General features: G+C 62.9%; 11 protein-coding genes. 9 read left to right on the forward strand and 2 right to left on the reverse strand.

Annotated elements, in window-relative coordinates; all coding sequences use genetic code 11:
- Positions 1-29: 29 nt before the first annotated feature.
- Positions 30-911 carry a presqualene diphosphate synthase HpnD gene (hpnD, locus tag CDI09_RS05300; RefSeq protein ID WP_078525474.1) on the forward strand — a complete coding sequence of 294 codons (882 nt, stop codon included), beginning with the start codon at positions 30-32 and terminating at the stop codon, positions 909-911.
- Between the two features lie 4 nt (positions 912-915).
- A complete protein-coding gene (gene hpnE / locus CDI09_RS05305) occupies positions 916-2229 on the forward strand; it encodes a hydroxysqualene dehydroxylase HpnE (protein ID WP_078525472.1) in 1314 nt (437 codons plus the stop codon).
- A 28-nt stretch (positions 2230-2257) separates the two neighbouring features.
- Here hpnE and CDI09_RS05310 read toward each other — a convergent pair whose 3' ends face one another.
- On the reverse strand, positions 2258-2536 hold the full coding sequence (locus CDI09_RS05310; RefSeq protein WP_078525470.1) for a hypothetical protein: 279 nt from the start codon (positions 2534-2536) through the stop codon (positions 2258-2260).
- Here CDI09_RS05310 and CDI09_RS05315 point away from each other — a divergent pair.
- The 4 genes from CDI09_RS05315 (at position 2535) to pglX (ending at position 10997) form a co-directional block, all read left to right on the forward strand.
- Positions 2535-3215 (forward strand): phosphorylase family protein, encoded by a 681-nt coding sequence (locus tag CDI09_RS05315; RefSeq protein ID WP_078525468.1) that lies wholly within the window; start codon positions 2535-2537, stop codon positions 3213-3215. The two genes, CDI09_RS05310 and CDI09_RS05315, sit on opposite strands and share 2 nt — an antisense overlap.
- Before the next feature lie 325 nt (positions 3216-3540).
- Positions 3541-4761 (forward strand): acetate/propionate family kinase, encoded by a 1221-nt coding sequence (locus CDI09_RS05320; protein ID WP_078525466.1) that lies wholly within the window; start codon positions 3541-3543, stop codon positions 4759-4761.
- 37 nt (positions 4762-4798) lie between these two features.
- Complete coding sequence (locus CDI09_RS05325; protein ID WP_078525464.1) at positions 4799-7168, forward strand: phosphoketolase family protein; 2370 nt, start codon at positions 4799-4801, stop codon at positions 7166-7168.
- A gap of 394 nt (positions 7169-7562) precedes the next feature.
- On the forward strand, positions 7563-10997 hold the full coding sequence (pglX, locus tag CDI09_RS05330; RefSeq protein ID WP_110571207.1) for a BREX-1 system adenine-specific DNA-methyltransferase PglX: 3435 nt from the start codon (positions 7563-7565) through the stop codon (positions 10995-10997).
- A 56-nt stretch (positions 10998-11053) separates the two neighbouring features.
- On the opposite strand, the gene CDI09_RS05335 is transcribed toward pglX, so the two are convergent.
- Positions 11054-11812, reverse strand: a complete 759-nt coding sequence (locus tag CDI09_RS05335; RefSeq protein WP_078525458.1) for a class II aldolase/adducin family protein — start codon at positions 11810-11812, stop codon at positions 11054-11056.
- A gap of 486 nt (positions 11813-12298) precedes the next feature.
- Between CDI09_RS05335 and CDI09_RS05340 the strand changes: the two genes are divergently transcribed.
- From CDI09_RS05340 to CDI09_RS05350, 3 genes are read left to right on the forward strand one after another with little or no spacing between them, the layout of a single operon-like run.
- Complete coding sequence (locus CDI09_RS05340; RefSeq protein ID WP_078525456.1) at positions 12299-13279, forward strand: LysR family transcriptional regulator; 981 nt, start codon at positions 12299-12301, stop codon at positions 13277-13279.
- Between the two features lie 25 nt (positions 13280-13304).
- Positions 13305-14870 (forward strand): ABC transporter substrate-binding protein/permease, encoded by a 1566-nt coding sequence (locus CDI09_RS05345; protein WP_078525454.1) that lies wholly within the window; start codon positions 13305-13307, stop codon positions 14868-14870.
- The gene (locus CDI09_RS05350; RefSeq protein ID WP_078525452.1) at positions 14860-15603 is read left to right on the forward strand and encodes an amino acid ABC transporter ATP-binding protein; all 744 of its coding nucleotides are present in this window, start codon (positions 14860-14862) and stop codon (positions 15601-15603) included. Before CDI09_RS05345 ends, CDI09_RS05350 begins: the two co-directional genes overlap by 11 nt.
- The last annotated feature ends 18 nt before the right edge of the window (positions 15604-15621 follow it).

Consider the following 15621-nt stretch of genomic DNA (forward strand, 5'->3'; position numbering starts at 1 on the left):
AATTCGTAAAGTGAACGGAACACGCGGGAATGGGTTTTTTGCGCGCGCGGCATGATGAGGCGCCGGTATTGGGCTGCGATGCTGCCGACCTGGCCGAGGTCGAGCAGATCGTGGTGCGGTCGGGCACGTCCTTTGGCAAGGGCATGCGTATCCTGCCGCCTGACCGGCGATATGGCATGTATGCCGTCTATGCTTTCTGCCGCCTTGTCGATGACGTGGCCGATGACGAGGGCGAGGCGGAGGACAAGAGCCGCAGGCTCGAGGAATGGCGTGCCCGCATTACCCGGCTCTATGCCGGTGAGGCGCACGATGGCATTGACCGCGTGCTCATGGCCACCATCCGCCGCTTCGATCTGCGCCAAGATGATTTCAATGCCGTGATCGACGGTATGGAAATGGATGCGCGCGGCCCCATCGTGGCCCCCGATGAAGCGACGTTCGACCTGTATTGCGACCGCGTGGCCTCGGCCGTGGGGCGGCTTTCGGTGCGGGTGTTTGGCGATTCCTCGCCTGCGGCCGATCAGGTGGCCTATCATCTGGGCCGCGCGCTGCAGATCACAAACATCCTGCGCGACGTGGCCGAGGATGCCCGGCTTGGCCGTCTTTACCTGCCGCGTGACCTGCTTGAGCGCTTCGGCATTACGCCCAGGCCTTCCGCCGTGGTGCATGCGCCGCAACTGGAGCAGGTAGGGCGCATTCTGGCGGCGCGGGCGCATGATCATTTCCGCGCCGCAGCCGCAGCCATGGCGCAGTGCGACCGCACGGCCATGCGGCCCGCGCGGCTGATGGGGGCGACCTATGCCGCCATTCTCAGCGCGCAGGAGCGGCAGGGCTGGGGCACGCCTGAAAAGCGCGTGTCGCTCTCGCGCCCGCGCAAGGTGCTGATCGCGCTGCGCGCGCTGGCGGGCTGAGGCCATGGCGGGGCATGTCCATATCATTGGCGGGGGCCTTGCGGGCCTGTCCGCCGCGGTCGAGCTGGCGGGTGGCAGCGAACAGGTTACGCTTTACGAGGCCGGGCCCGCCTGTGGTGGTCGCGCGCGCTCGTATCATGACCGGCATCTTGACTGCCGCATCGACAATGGCAACCACCTGCTGCTGTCGGGCAACCCGGCGGTGTACCGCTACCTGGGCCTGATCGGGGCGCAGGATACGCTGGTGGGGCCGAAGCGCCCGGTCTTTCCGTTCATTGATCTGGCCGACCGGCTGCGCTGGACGCTCGACCTCTCGCGCGGGCGGGTGCCGCTATGGGTGCTCTCAAAGCGCAGGCGCGTGCCGGGCATGCGGCTGGCCGAGCTGCGTGGCCTGCTGGCGCTGATGGAGGCCACGCCCGATATGGTGGTGGCGGACTGCCTGCCTTCTGGCAGCCTCTCGCGCCGCCTGCTTGAGCCGTTTGCCATATCGGTGCTCAACACCATGCCCGATACCGGCAGCGCCGCCCTGCTCGGTGCCGTAGTGAAGGAAAGCCTGGCCCGGGGCGGGCGCAACTGCCTGCCGCGCTTCCCCGCCATCGGGCTTTCTGAAAGTTTTGTTGACCCCGCCCTTGCCCATCTGGACGTGCTCAGGGCGCAGGTGCGTACGGGCAGCCGGGTGAGCGCTGTGGAATTCACCCGTGGCGGCCCGGTCACGGCGTTGCTGCTGGGCGCGGAACGCATTGAAATCGGCCCGGAGGATACGGTCATCATGGCCGTGCCCGCCCCCGTGGCCTCGGGCCTGCTGGCCGAACTGCCCGGCTTCAGCGCGCCCGATGCGTTCGAGGCGATCCTGAACGTGCATTTCCTGCTGCCTTCCGCCCCGGTGCTGACCGGCGGGCTGGCGCAGGCGCGCTTTATCGGGGTGGTGGGTGGCATCAGTGAATGGGTGTTCGCCAAGGACCGCATCCTGTCGGTCACGGTCAGCGCCGCCAACCGCTATGCCGGGCGTGATCTGGATGAACTCGCCCCTCTGATCTGGAACGAGGTGCGCGCCGCCATCGACCCGGCAGCCACCGCGCCGCTGCCGGTAGAAGTGCCGCCGCTGCGCATCGTGCGTGAAAAGCGCGCCACCTTTGCCGCCACCCCCGCGCAGGACCGCCTGCGCCCCGGCACGCAGACCATGGTGCCCAACCTTCTGCTGGCAGGGGACTGGACGGCCACGGGCCTGCCCGCCACCATCGAGGGCGCAATCCGCTCGGGTGCGGCGGCGGCGCGCGCGGTGCATGCCCGCAAGGGCACGCCAGGCCGACCGGGATGAGGCGGGGCGCACGGATAACGGGCCTGCATCAGCACGCGGGCCACAACACATAATGGTCATGACGGTTGGCATGGGCGTTGCCTCTGGTTTCCGTAAGGCATCCCCGTTTCTTCGGGTCGCGTGTCGTGTGGGTGGTGGCAAAAAGCTTCGGTACCATAAGGCGCGGCAGGCTTCCGCCCGGTGTTTGGCCGGTGTGGCCGGAGGGCATGGTCGTGTTGCGCGCGGCCAGGGCCTGCGCGTGAGCGCCACGCGCTTGCAGGCCGGTCCGGCTATGGCTTGTGATAATGGCAGGGAGATCAATCAACATGTCGGCTAGCACAGCAGTCTCTCCATTTTCCCGGTTGGGCATCGTGGTGGGGATGGAGGCGGAAGCGGCTCTCATCCGTCCCTTCCTGCCCCATGCCCGTTTCGGGCTGAGTGGCGCGACCCTGTCCGGCGCGCGGCAGGCGGTGCTTGATCTGCTTGAAGGCGGCGTGGACGCGCTGCTCTCCTTCGGGCTGGCGGCGGGGCTTGACCCGGTGCTTCAGCCGGGTGCTGTGGTCGTGCCGCATAATGTGCTGGTCAATGGCGAGCGCCTGCCCGCTGCCCCCGCGCTGCTGGCATGGCTGGGGGCCGACCGGGCGGATGTGGTGGGCGGCGACCTGCTGCATAGCGATGTGATCGTAACCGCCGCCACCCGCAAGATGGCGCTGTACCGCGAGACGGGATGCGTGGCGCTGGACATGGAAAGCGGCGTGGTGGCGGAAATGGCTGCTGCCCGCAAGGTGCCCTTCGCCGTGCTGCGCGTGGTGTGCGACCCCGCAGACCGCACCCTGCCGCCCGCCGCCGTGGTGGCGCTGCGGCCTGATGGCAGCCTTGCAGTGGGCGCACTGGCGCGCAGCATCGTGTGCAATCCGTTCCAGATTCCGGCCCTGATCCGTGTGGGGCGTGATGCCGGTCTGGCGCGGACGGCGGCAAAGGCCGTTCTGGCCCGGCGTTTTGGCTGACGCGGCCTGGCGGGAAAAATTTCTGGTGAAGCTTTTTTCAAAAAGTCCTGAAGCATGCGGCCTTTTTGAAGAAAGACCTCGCCCGGAAACTTTTCTGGTCCTTTGGACTGCATCTCTCCCTTAATTCTGCCCCGGTCGGAAAAAACTTTTATCTTCTCCAGCCATTGGGCCTCCTGCGTGGCGCGCAGGCGCCATGTGGCGCGATGGCTGTTCTCCTGCCCGCTTTGGGTTAGGCTGGGCGCGGCCAATTGATTCGCATCAATGTCAGGCCCGGCAGATAGGCGTGACATGCTGCCGGTTCTTGGCAAGCAGCACGGAGAGAGGCATGACACGGGCGGTGCTCGCACTCAACGCAGGTTCATCGAGCCTGAAATTTGCCCTCTTCGCCATTGAAAAGGGTGAGACGGCGGCCTCTCCAAGCCATCGCATCGCCTCGGGCGAGCTTGAGGGAATTGGCAGCCACCCCCATTTTGTCGCCCATGACGCCAATGGCCGCGTGCTGGTGGATGAAACATGGGCCCCCACCGCCGATGATGGTGGTACGAATCTCGACAAGGCCCATCTCGGCCCCATGGCCACCCTCATGACCTGGGTGGGCAGGCAGCTTGGCAGCGTCGACCTCATGGCCGTGGGGCACCGGGTGGTGCATGGCGGGCCTGATTTCATCGCTCCCGTGCGGATTACGCCCGATGTGCTGGCGCGGCTTGCAGCCCTCACGCCGTTTGCCCCCCTGCACCAGCCCGGCAGCCTTGCCCCCATCCGCGCGCTGCTTGCGCAGTATCCCGACCTGCCGCAGGTGGCGTGTTTCGATACCGGCTTTCACCACACCCTGCCGCCCGTGGCGCAGGCGCAGGCCCTGCCGCGTGACTATGCGGCGCGTGGCGTGCGGCGCTACGGGTTTCATGGCCTGTCGTATGAATATATCGCCTCCGCCCTGCGTGCGCGGGCGCCGCACCTGGCCAATGGGCGCACGCTTGTCGCCCATATCGGCAGCGGAGGCAGCCTGTGCGCGCTCAACGCCGGGCGCAGCATCGACACCACCATGGGCTTTTCGGTGCTGGACGGGCTGGTCATGGGCACGCGGTGCGGGCATCTCGACCCCGGCGTGATCCTGTACATGCTCAAGGAAGAGGGGCTCGGTGCGGCCGAGATCGAGAACATCCTCTATCACCGCTCCGGCCTGCTGGGCATGTCCGGCGTTTCGGCCGATATGCGCGACCTGCACGCCAAGGCGGGCATCAGCGCCGAGGTGACACAGGCACTGGACCTGTTTGTCTACCGCTTCGCCCAGCAGGCGGGTGGCATGATGGCGGCCCTGCAGGGGCTGGACGGGCTGGTGTTCACCGCAGGTATTGGCGAGCATGACGCCATCATCCGTGCCGCCGTGTGCGCGCGGCTGGGCTGGGCGGGAATCCGCCTTGATGCGGCGGCCAACGCCGCGCACCACGAAATCATCAGCACGCCGGAAAGCGCCGTGGAGGTGCGGGTGATCCCCACCGACGAGGAAACGACGATCCGCCGCCACGTGCTGATATGTCTGGGCTGAGGCCGGGCAGGAATGGACCATTCTGGAAGGAACGGAAATGAGTGAAACCCCCTCCGCAACCCCGCTTGCCACGGCGGATGTCGCGCTGTTCAACAAATGGTGGCACGCAGCCAACTACCTGTCGATTGCCCAGATCTACCTGCTGGCCAATCCGCTGCTGCGTGAGCCGCTCAAGCTCGAGCACACCAAGCCGCGCCTGCTGGGGCACTGGGGCACCACGCCGGGGCTGAACTTCCTGTATCTGCACCTCAACCGCATCATCCGCGAGCAGGACCGCAGCATCCTGTTCGTGGCGGGCCCCGGCCACGGGGCGCCGGGTATTGTGGCCAGCACCTATCTTGAAGGCACGTATACCGAATACTTCCCCGAAGTGACGCAGGATGCGGACGGGCTGGCCAGGCTGGTCAAGCAGTTCTCCTTCCCCGGCGGCATTCCCAGCCACGCGGCCCCCACTACGCCGGGTTCGATCAACGAAGGTGGTGAACTGGGTTACTCGCTCTCGCACGCCTATGGCGCGGCGTTCGACAATCCTGATCTGGTCGTGGCCTGCGTTGTGGGCGATGGCGAGGCCGAGACCGGGCCGATGGCCACGTCATGGCACAGCAACAAGTTCCTCGACCCCAAAACCGATGGCGCGGTGCTGCCGATCCTGCACCTCAATGGCTACAAGATCGCCAACCCTACGGTGCTGGCCCGCATCTCGCCCGATGAACTGGTGAGCCTGTTCAGGGGTTACGGCTATGACCCGATCGTGGTGGAAGGCCACGATCCGGACATCATGCACCAGAAGATGGCCGTGGCGATGGACACGGCCTTTGCGAAGATTGCGGAAATCCAGAAAGCCGCGCGTGAGAAGAACGACACCACGCGCCCGGCCTGGCCCATGATCATCATGCGCACGCCCAAGGGCTGGACCTGCCCCAAGACGGTGGACGGCCTGCGCACGGAAGGGTACTGGCGCGCCCATCAGGTGCCCATTACCGACATGACCAACCCCGAACACCTCAAGCTGCTCGATGAATGGCTGCACAGCTATAAGCCTGAGGAACTGTTTGACGAAAACGGCGCCCTGATGCCCGAAATCGCGGCCCTTGCCCCCAGGGGCGACCGCCGCATGAGCGCAAACCCGCACGCCAATGGTGGCCTGCTGCGCCGCGACCTGCGCCTGCCGGATGTAACGGAGTATGCCGTGACCGTGGAATCGCCGGGTCATGCGCTTGGCGAGGGCACGCGCGTGCTGGGCACGTGGCTGCGCGATGTGATGAAGGAAAACCTGCCTGCGCGTAACTTCCGCGTGCTGGCGCCGGATGAAAACAACTCCAACCGCCTCAACGCGGTGCTGGATGTGACCAACCGCGCGTGGAACGCCGAGACCTTTGATTACGATGACCATCTGGCTGTCGATGGCCATGTGATGGAGATCCTGAGCGAGCATACCTGCCAGGGCTGGCTGGAAGGCTACCTGCTGACCGGGCGGCATGGCTTCCTGTCGTGTTATGAAGCGTTCATCCACATTGTCGATTCCATGGTCAACCAGCATGCCAAGTGGATCAAGCAGGCGGATGAGGTGCCCTGGCGCGCGCCGATCGCATCGCTGAACTATTTGCTGACCTCGCATGTGTGGCGGCAGGACCATAATGGCTTCAGCCATCAGGACCCCGGCTTCATTGACCATGTGCTGAACAAGAAGGCCAAGACGGTGCGGGTGTTCCTGCCGCCCGATGCCAACACCCTGCTGTGCACGGCAAAAGCCTGCCTTGAAAGCCGCGACCGGGTGAACGTGATCGTGGCGGGCAAGCAGCCCGAGCCGCAATGGCTGGATATGGACTCCGCCATCGCCCACTGCGCCAAGGGCATTGGCATCTGGGAATGGGCCAGCAACGACAAAGGTGGCGAGCCCGATGTGGTCATGGCCTGCGCGGGTGATGTGCCGACCATCGAAACGCTGGCCGCCGTGCAGTTGCTGAACAAACACCTTCCGGAGCTGAAGATCCGCGTGATTAACGTGGTGGACCTGCTCACGCTTGAATCGCGCAGCCAGCACCCTGACGGGCTGGAGGATTATGTATTCGACAGCCTGTTCACCACCGACAAGCCGGTCATCTTCGCTTTCCACGGTTATCCGGCGCTGATCCACAAGCTGATCTACAAGCGCACCAACTGCCGCAACTTCCATGTGCATGGCTACCGCGAGGAAGGATCCACCACCACGCCGTTCGACATGACGGTGCGCAACAACCTCGACCGTTTCCACCTGGTGCAGAACGTGATCCGTCGCGTGCCCGGCCTGTCGGAAAAGGCGGCCTATGCCAACGAGGCGATCAGCGACAAGCTGGTCGAGCACACGCGCTATGTGGCGCAGTACGGGCAGGACCTGCCTGAAATCAGGAACTGGCGCTGGTCATAACCAGAACAGGCCAGTCCGCAATCATGGGAAAGGGAGCCGCAAGGCTCCTTTTTTCATGGGGGACATGAAAAGCCGGTTCGGGAAAAATTCTGGACAGATAAAAGTTTGAGGCTGGCAGCCGGGAAAAGATGCAGGTCTGGCCGAGGGGGGGCCATTGTATCGCCGTGGATGCCGTTGATCTGGTTACGCCCTTCACTGAGAAGCGCCGGGCGTGGTTGATCCTTTCTATGGCGGAACCTGGAGACGTCGAGAGTCCGGCAGCGCGTCCCGCCCCCTTTGGCCTTTCCAATCATGGGTAAAACCAGCCTCGAAAACACCATGCGGTGTGCTAATTCCATGACATGAAAAAGACCTTGTTGGCTGGAACGGGCACCGGCAGGAAGAGGCCTGCCTGATGGATATCAACGCGCTGAAACGATTTGCCCAGACCTCACGCATCTGGATGATCGATCAGGTCACGGCCCGGCTCAACAGGATGCTTGCCGAGGAAACCCGGTCCGTCCCTGCCGGGACACTCACAGCGCTGAAGGCGGCCATTGAAAGGAACCGCGAGGACGTCATCGAGCAGGTAGCCTGCACCTGGTTCAACCGCTTTACGGCGCTACGATTCATGGATGTGATGGGCCTGACCACCCCGCATGTCCTATCATTCGTCTCTCGGGCCATGCCGGGGAGCCAGGCCCCGCCCGTTATCGCCGCCTATCCCGACAGCGCCCGCACCGACCATGACGGACAGGAAGAAGCCTGCCGGCTGCGCGTGCTCCAGGCCTGCCATGACTGGCATGGCCGCATGCCCTTCCTGTTTGCAAAGGCCGGGGATTACACCGATCTTCTCATGCCAGCCGATCTTTTGGCACCTGATGGCTTTCTCGCCCGTCTGCGCGCGGTGATGACCGAGGCGGCGTGCCAGCATGTCGAGCTCATCGGGTGGTTGTACCAGTTCTATATTTCGGCAAAAAAGGACACGGTCTTTGCCGGGCTGAAACGGAACATCAGGATCACGCCCGCGAATATTCCTGCAGCGACACAGCTTTTCACGCCGCACTGGATCGTGCGTTACCTCGTGGAGAATTCGCTGGGGCGGCTGTGGCTGCGCAACCGCCCGCAATCAGAGCTGGCGGCGAAGATGGCGTATTACATCGCCCCCCAGAAGCCCGAAGCAGACTTCGTGCCTCTAGGCCGCCCTGAGGATCTGCGCATCTGCGATCCCGCCTGTGGCGCGGGCCATATGCTGACCTACAGCTTTGACCTGCTATATGAAATCTATGCCGAGGCAGGCCACGCTCCCCACAAAATCCCAGGCCTGATCCTGACGCATAACCTGACAGGCATCGAGATCGACGCGCCCGCGGCCGCACTCGCGGCCTTCGCCCTGTTGATGAAGGCGGCCACACGGCTGGGGCGGCGGCAGTTCCTGCGCCTGCAGGTACGGCCCAATATTGTCGTCATGCGCAACGTTACCTTCACTGCGGCCGAAATGGCAGGGATCGCCGCCGTGGTCGGGCGCGACCTGTTCACACCCGGCCTGCGCGCGATGCTGGGGCAGTTCGAACAGGCACAGAATCTGGGCGCGCTGATCGTGCCCGTACAATGCAACGTGCCTGACGTGCGGCGCCGTATTACGGCCTGCGATAGCGGCGCGGACCTGCGGCTGAAGGATGTGCTGGCCCGTGCCCTGACCGTGCTGCGCATGGCCGAAGCGCTTGCCCCCCGCTACCACGTAGCCGTGACCAATCCACCCTATATGGGGGCGAAAGGCATGAACACGGCGCTGGCCGCTTTCATCAAGGCCGATTACCCGCACAGCAGGTCCGATCTGTTTGCCGTATTCATGGAGCGCGCACTGGGGCTGACCGTGCGGCACGGGCTGATGGCCATGATAACCATGCAGTCATGGATGTTCCTTGCCTCCTATGAAAAACTGCGTGCCCGCCTGCTGGCCGAGACCATGATCCTGTCCATGGCCCATCTGGGTGAGCGGGCGTTTGACAGTATCGGCGGCGCGGTTGTTTCCACTACGGCATTTGTCATCGGCAATGCGCGCGATACGCGGCAGCGGGGCACCTTCATTCGCCTTGTCGATGGCGGATCGGAGGCTGAAAAGAAAACCCGGTTGCAAGAGGCCATCCATCATCCGGATAGCGGGTGGCGCCATCAGGCTTCAGCGGAAGATTTTGAACATGTGCCGGGCCAGCCGATTGCGTACTGGCTGTCGGAAAATTTCAGGCAGTGCTTTGCCCGCTTTCCCCTGATCGGGGCATCGGCCGCCGCCGTATGCGGCATGACCACGGGCGAGAATGCACGCTTTGTCAGGGCATGGCATGAAGTTGACCTGAACCGGCTCATGACGGATGCCGCCTGCCCCGCGCAGGCCCGGCAGTCGGGCTGCAAATGGTTCCCCTATGCCAAGGGCGGTGAATTCCGCAAATGGTATGGCAACGCGGATTACGTGGTGAACTGGCAGGACGATGGCCGCGACATCCTGGCCTCGGGGCGGGCCTATCCCCGCGCAAGGCAACGGTATTTCAGCCCCTCGGTCAGCTGGTCTTTCCTGTCATCAGCCTATTTTGGCGTGCGCCAGCAGCCGCGGGGCTTCATCTTTGATATGGCTGGCTGCTCCCTTTTCCCCCATGAGCCTGACCAGATCAGCCTTCATACGGGCGCCCTATGTGCAAAAACGGCCGGCCTTTTCCTTCAGGTCCTGAATCCGACGCTGAATTTTCAGGTCAATAACGTCGCTTCCATCCCGCTGCCCCCTTTCATCGACACGGCTTCCGTCCAGGCTATCGTGCAGGCGGCCATACGGATCAGCAAATGCGACTGGGACGACCACGAAGCCTCATGGGATTTCACCACGCTGCCGCTGCTTTCAGTTGCCTGTCAGGGCGATACGCTCGCGCAGGCCTATGCCCGCCTGCGCGCACGCTGGCAGGACATGACCGACAGCCTGCAGCGCCTGGAGGAAGAGAATAACCGCCTTTTCATCAACGCCTATGGATTACAGGGCGAGCTGACCCCCGAGGTGCCGGTCAGGGACATTACGCTCACCTGCAATCCTGCCTATCGCCATGGCATGGGAGCTGGCGATGGCGAAGCCCGCCTGTGTGCGGATACGATGGCCGAACTCCTGCATTATGCCGTGGGCTGTCTGTTCGGGCGCTACAGCCTGGATGCTCCCGGCCTCATCCTTGCCCATCAGGGTGCGGGGCTTGAAGCCTATCTGGCCCGCGTGCCCCAACCCCGCCTTGTCCCCGTGCGTGACAATGTTATCCCCGTGCTGGCGGTCGACTGGTTTGCCGATGATATTGTAACGCGCACCTGCGAATTCCTGCGCGTGACCTTTGGCGCGGCGCAGTTTCCTGAAAACCTTGCCTTCATTGAACGCGTGCTCGGCAAGAACCTGCGCCGGTGGTTCCACAGGGATTTCTTTGATGACCATGTAAAACGCTACGGAAAGCGGCCTGTTTACTGGATGTTTTCCAGCCCTGGCGGGAGCTTCCGTGCGCTGGTCTACATGCACCGCTACCAGCCTGATACCGTCTCCACCGTGCTGGCCGCCTTAGGCCAGTTCATCGCACGGCTGGAGAAGGAACGAACCCGGCTGCACAAGCGGGCCAATGAAACAGGCACTTTGCCCGATCAGCGCAGAAGGGCGCAAAAGAGCGAAGGAATGCTGACCTTGCAGATTGAGGAACTGACCGCATGGGCGAATGACGTGCTCCATCCGCTGGCGCAGCGGAAGATCACCCTTGATCTTGATGAAGGTGTGAGGCGCAACTACCAGCTTTTTGCCGGGGCCCTAAAACCGGTCAGGGGCATGCAGGACTGAATGATACACGTTTGCAGGTGCCCCCATTTTTTAAACCGGCACATCCTTTATGGGGCTCAGTCGCGGTAATCGGGCTGTTCGCGGTCAAGCTTGCGCCGCAGCGCCTGCCAGATCAGTCGGCCTTCATCGGGGTCATCCTCAAACTGCTTTCTGGCACGCAGGATCTGCGCCTCGGAAGGGGTATGCAGGGGCACGCCCGTGGACTGCGCCGCGATCTGGATCCGGCAGGACTGCTCAAGGTAATACATGCGGTAGAAGGCTTGCGCGATGGTGGCGCCTACGGTGAGCAATCCATGGTTTTGCAAAATGAGCGCATTGCGCGCGCCAAGGTCGCGCACGAGGCGCTCGCGTTCGCTCAGATTGTCATCGGCGGCAATCCCCTCATAGGGGTGGAAGCCAACCCTGCCGTAGAATTCCATGTTGATCTGGTTAAGCGGCAGGATGTTCTGCTCCTGCGCCGCCACCACCATGCCCGCAAGCGTGTGCGTATGCATGACGCATGCGGCATCGGGCCTGCTGCGGTGGATGGCGGAATGAATGACAAACCCCGCCGGGTTGATCGGCCACGAGGTTTCCTGCCGGGGCAGGCCATCGGCATCGACCACCACCAGCGAACTCGCGGTAATCTCCTCGAACAGAAAGCCAAAGGGATTGACCAGATAGGCATGCTCACGCCCCGGCAGCCTGACCGAAAGATGGGTATAGACAAGGTCGGTCATGCCAAAAAGCGCCATGAGCCGGTAAGCGGCGGCAAGATCCTCACGCACGGCCCTTTCGGTGGGGGCGGTTGAGGGCGCGGGCGAAAGGGAAGACATGATCCGTGAATATTCCTTCCTGTGGCAGGCAAGTCGGCTCTTATGGGGCTGGGGCACAGCAGCCGGACCCATGCGGCACGGCGCGACGATTACCTACCATCGGCCGCGCGTAAACAGGAATTTTTCAAAGTAAGCTTCAGTCAGAAGCCTGAAGACATATTTTGTAATATACAGTCAATAAAAAACAATAAAAGTTTTAGCCCGCCACATTTTTTTAAAACCCGGCGTTCTTCCGAATATCCTTAAAAATATTCATCACTAAATTTCTTATTATTGTCCATGTTTCATGGATATACTATTTGAGAATGATCGCCTTTGTGACAGCCAGAAATGCTTTCCTCCCCTATCATTACGGTTTATGGATAATAGCGGTAACGAACCGGCCTGGACCGACAGCGCGCCCTCCGCGCCTGTTCCTTCGGCGCAGTAACGCCCCCCACGGGAGAGCAGTGCATTCATGCCCTATATCTGGTGGATCGGTTTTGCATGATACGACAGCCCGCACCCTTACCCCGCAAGGCCGCCGCCCCGCGCGGCACTGGCACGCGCCGCAAGGCGGATGGTTTTCATGGGCAGGTGGCCGAGGTTGACCTGCGGCAGTTGCGCGTGTTCCGCACCGTGGCCGAACATGGCGGTTTTGCCGCAGCCGAAGTTGCGCTGGGCAAGAGCAAATCCTCCATCAGCATCGACATCGCCGCTCTTGAAAACCGACTGGGCCTGCGGCTGTGCACGCGCGGGCGCAGCGGTTTTGCCCTGACGGCGCAAGGCCGCCTGGTGCTCGAGGCAACCGAGGCCCTGTTCTCGGATATCGCGCAGTTCCAGCAGCGCATAAACGAGGCCACCGGTACATTGACGGGGCGCTTTTGCCTGTACGTGCCCGACAATATCCAGATTCATGGCGAAACAGCGCTGGTGCGCGCCATTGAAACCTTTACCACCCGCTACCCGGCGGTATTCATGGATATCCGCTCCACCTCCGCGCGTGAGGTGGAGTTTGCCGTGCTCAACGGGCAGGCCTGCGCCGGAATCACCCTGAACCCGCGCCACGCACCCGATGTCCAGACCACGGCCCTGTTTCATGAGCAACTGCACCTGTTCTGTGGCAGGCGCCACCCCCTGTTCAGCATGCCTGAAAGCGAGATCACTCCCGCCATTCTGGCCGAGCAGCGCATGATTACGGTCTCGGGTGCCGCCACCTCGCCCATGTGGGACAGGCTGCGCCCGCACCTGACCTTTGCCGCGGCGGCGGAAAATGTCGATTCACGCGCGCTGCTGATCCTGTCAGGCAATTACCTTGGGTTTCTGCCCGAACCCTTTGCCCGGCCCCTGGTGCATAACGGGCTGCTGCGCCGCATTGTGCTCGACGGCCTGCAACTTGAAACCAGCTTCTATTTTCTGGCCCGCCCCAACCCCGAGACGGGCCTTATGCACGATACGTTCCGCGCCATTCTGGAGGCGGCCTGCTGAATCCGGCACCCGCGAGGAGCACCGCATGACCCCTGTGATGGCATGGTTCAGGCGCCCGCATGCTACCTGCGTTATGGTGGGTATTCTTGCCGCCATGCTGGCGGGCGCAGGCACGGCGCGGGCGGATACGCCACCCCCTTTGCCCGGATTCATCCATGATGGCGCGCTGACGGTGTGCACCAACCCGACCCTGCCCCCCATGACATTCGTAAACGGCACCGACGTGAAGGCGGTGGACGGAATCGACATGGACATCGCCCGCACGCTGGCGGCCTACTGGCACGTGAAGCTGACAGTCACGACCATGGATTTTACCGGCCTGTTCCCCAGCCTTGCAGCAGGGCGCTGCGGGCTGGTGGCGAGTGGCATCATCAGGCTGCCGCAGCGTGAACGCAACTTTGATGCCGTAGCCTATCAGGATACGGCGCTGGTCATCGTGGCGCGCGCGGGCACCCACCCGCTGGGCGGCATGGCGGAACTGTCGGGCCGGAAGGTGGCCGTGCAGGCCGGCACAAGCTACAGCGCGCGCATGGCGCGGGAGAACGAGGCGCTGGCGGCGGCAGGCCATGCGCCGATGATCATCACGGCATACCCCACCGAGGAACAGGTGGTGCAGCAGGTGCTGCTCGGGCGCGCTTTCGCACTGGCCAGCCAGGATGTGGAACTGGCCTACCGGCGCGAACAGCTGCACGGCAGGGTGAGGGTGATTTTTACGCCTCCTTATCCCGAATACCGGCATTTCGCGCTTTATATCCGCAAGGACGCCCATGACAGGGCATTGCTGGAACAGGCCGTTGCCACCCTGCGCGATAACGGGCAGATGGCTGCGATCGCGCAGAAATGGGCCATAACCCCCGATACCACGCAGGCGCTGGGCGCAACTGCGCCGGCCTTTCACTGGGGCACGTTTTTTGGTGCCCTGACATCAGCCGCTTTCATGCGCGGGGCATTCATTACGCTGGCCGTGGCCGTGCTGTCGCATCTGACCGCCATTGCCATCTCGCTGCCCATGGCGCTGGTGCTGAACGGGCGCGATTGCGTGCTCAAGACCGGGCTTACGGCCTATGTCGCCCTCTTCCGTGGTGCGCCGACGCTGCTGCAACTGCTGTTCATCTGGAACGCCCTGCCGCAGTTCCTGCCCTTTTTCCGCGAGGCCTGGTTCACGCCTTTCCTGGCGACATGGCTGTCGCTGTCGATCAATGAATCCGCCTATCAGGTAGAAATCAACCGCGCGGCCCTGTTGGCAGTCGATCCGGCCCAGGCGGTGGCGGGGCATGCGCTGGGCCTGTCGCGCGGGCAGGTCTATCGTCATGTCATCTTTCCGCAGGCCCTGCGCATAGCCCTGCCGCCTACCATCAACGCGTTCATAAGCCTGCTCAAGACCACCTCGCTGGCGTCGGTCATCTCGGTGCAGGAATTGCTGGCGGTTACCCAGATTCAGGTTGCACGCACGTTTGAGTTTACTGAATATTATGCCGCAGCGCTGGTTTACTATCTGGCCATGGTCTTCTTTTTTCTGCTGGTGCAGAAACGCGTCGAGCGCCGTTTTTCATGGGCTGACCAGTACAGGGCGGGCACGCATGCATCCTGAACCCGGCGCCGTGCTGTCGATACGCAACCTGAGCAAGCTGTACAAGGACTTCACCGCCCTTGACCGCATCAGTCTTGACGTGCGGCGCGGCGAGAAGGTCGTAGTGCTCGGGCCATCCGGCTCGGGCAAGTCAACGCTGATCCGCTGCCTCAACCGCATCGAACCCCATGACAGCGGCTCACTGCACATCAATGGCCAGACCATTACTGCAAGGACCGACCTGATCCGCCTGCGCGCACTCGTGGGGCTGGTGTTCCAGAACTACAACCTGTTCCCGCATCTGAATGTGCTCGACAACTGTGCGCTGGCACCCCGTTTGGTGCGCAAGATGCCGCGTGCGCAGGCCGAGGCGCTGGCCATGCGCTTTTTGCAGCAGGTCAATATTGCCGGGCAGGCACGCAAATATCCCATCCAGCTTTCTGGCGGGCAGCAGCAGCGCGTGGCCATTGCGCGCGCGTTGTGCATGCAGCCCGAAATCATGCTGTTTGACGAACCGACGGCCGCTCTTGACCCCGAGGCCGTATCTGGCGTGGCCACGATCATGAACGACCTCGCAGCTCAGGGCATCACCATACTCTGCGTTACGCATGAAATGCGCTTTGCGCGCCATATTGCCGATCGTATCGTCTTCATGGATCAGGGGCGCATCATGGAAATCACGCCACCCGGGCAGTTTTTCACCAACCCGCAGACCCGCCGGGCACAGGATTTCCTGAACCAGATGATCGCATGAAAAGATAAAAGTTGCTGG

This window comes from Komagataeibacter nataicola, from assembly GCF_003207795.1.
In the GTDB taxonomy this organism is placed as follows: domain Bacteria; phylum Pseudomonadota; class Alphaproteobacteria; order Acetobacterales; family Acetobacteraceae; genus Komagataeibacter; species Komagataeibacter nataicola.

Bases quoted from the DNA above. Each gene is read 5' to 3' on its own strand.
- hpnD (WP_078525474.1), top strand. From the start codon at position 30: ATGGGTTTTTTGCGCGCGCGGCATGATGAGGCGCCGGTATTGGGCTGC.
- hpnE (WP_078525472.1), top strand. From the start codon at position 916: ATGGCGGGGCATGTCCATATCATTGGCGGGGGCCTTGCGGGCCTGTCC.
- CDI09_RS05315 (WP_078525468.1), top strand. From the start codon at position 2,535: ATGTCGGCTAGCACAGCAGTCTCTCCATTTTCCCGGTTGGGCATCGTG.
- CDI09_RS05310 (WP_078525470.1), bottom strand. From the start codon at position 2,536: ATGTTGATTGATCTCCCTGCCATTATCACAAGCCATAGCCGGACCGGC.
- CDI09_RS05320 (WP_078525466.1), top strand. From the start codon at position 3,541: ATGACACGGGCGGTGCTCGCACTCAACGCAGGTTCATCGAGCCTGAAA.
- CDI09_RS05325 (WP_078525464.1), top strand. From the start codon at position 4,799: ATGAGTGAAACCCCCTCCGCAACCCCGCTTGCCACGGCGGATGTCGCG.
- pglX (WP_110571207.1), top strand. From the start codon at position 7,563: ATGGATATCAACGCGCTGAAACGATTTGCCCAGACCTCACGCATCTGG.
- CDI09_RS05335 (WP_078525458.1), bottom strand. From the start codon at position 11,812: ATGTCTTCCCTTTCGCCCGCGCCCTCAACCGCCCCCACCGAAAGGGCC.
- CDI09_RS05340 (WP_078525456.1), top strand. From the start codon at position 12,299: ATGATACGACAGCCCGCACCCTTACCCCGCAAGGCCGCCGCCCCGCGC.
- CDI09_RS05345 (WP_078525454.1), top strand. From the start codon at position 13,305: ATGACCCCTGTGATGGCATGGTTCAGGCGCCCGCATGCTACCTGCGTT.
- CDI09_RS05350 (WP_078525452.1), top strand. From the start codon at position 14,860: ATGCATCCTGAACCCGGCGCCGTGCTGTCGATACGCAACCTGAGCAAG.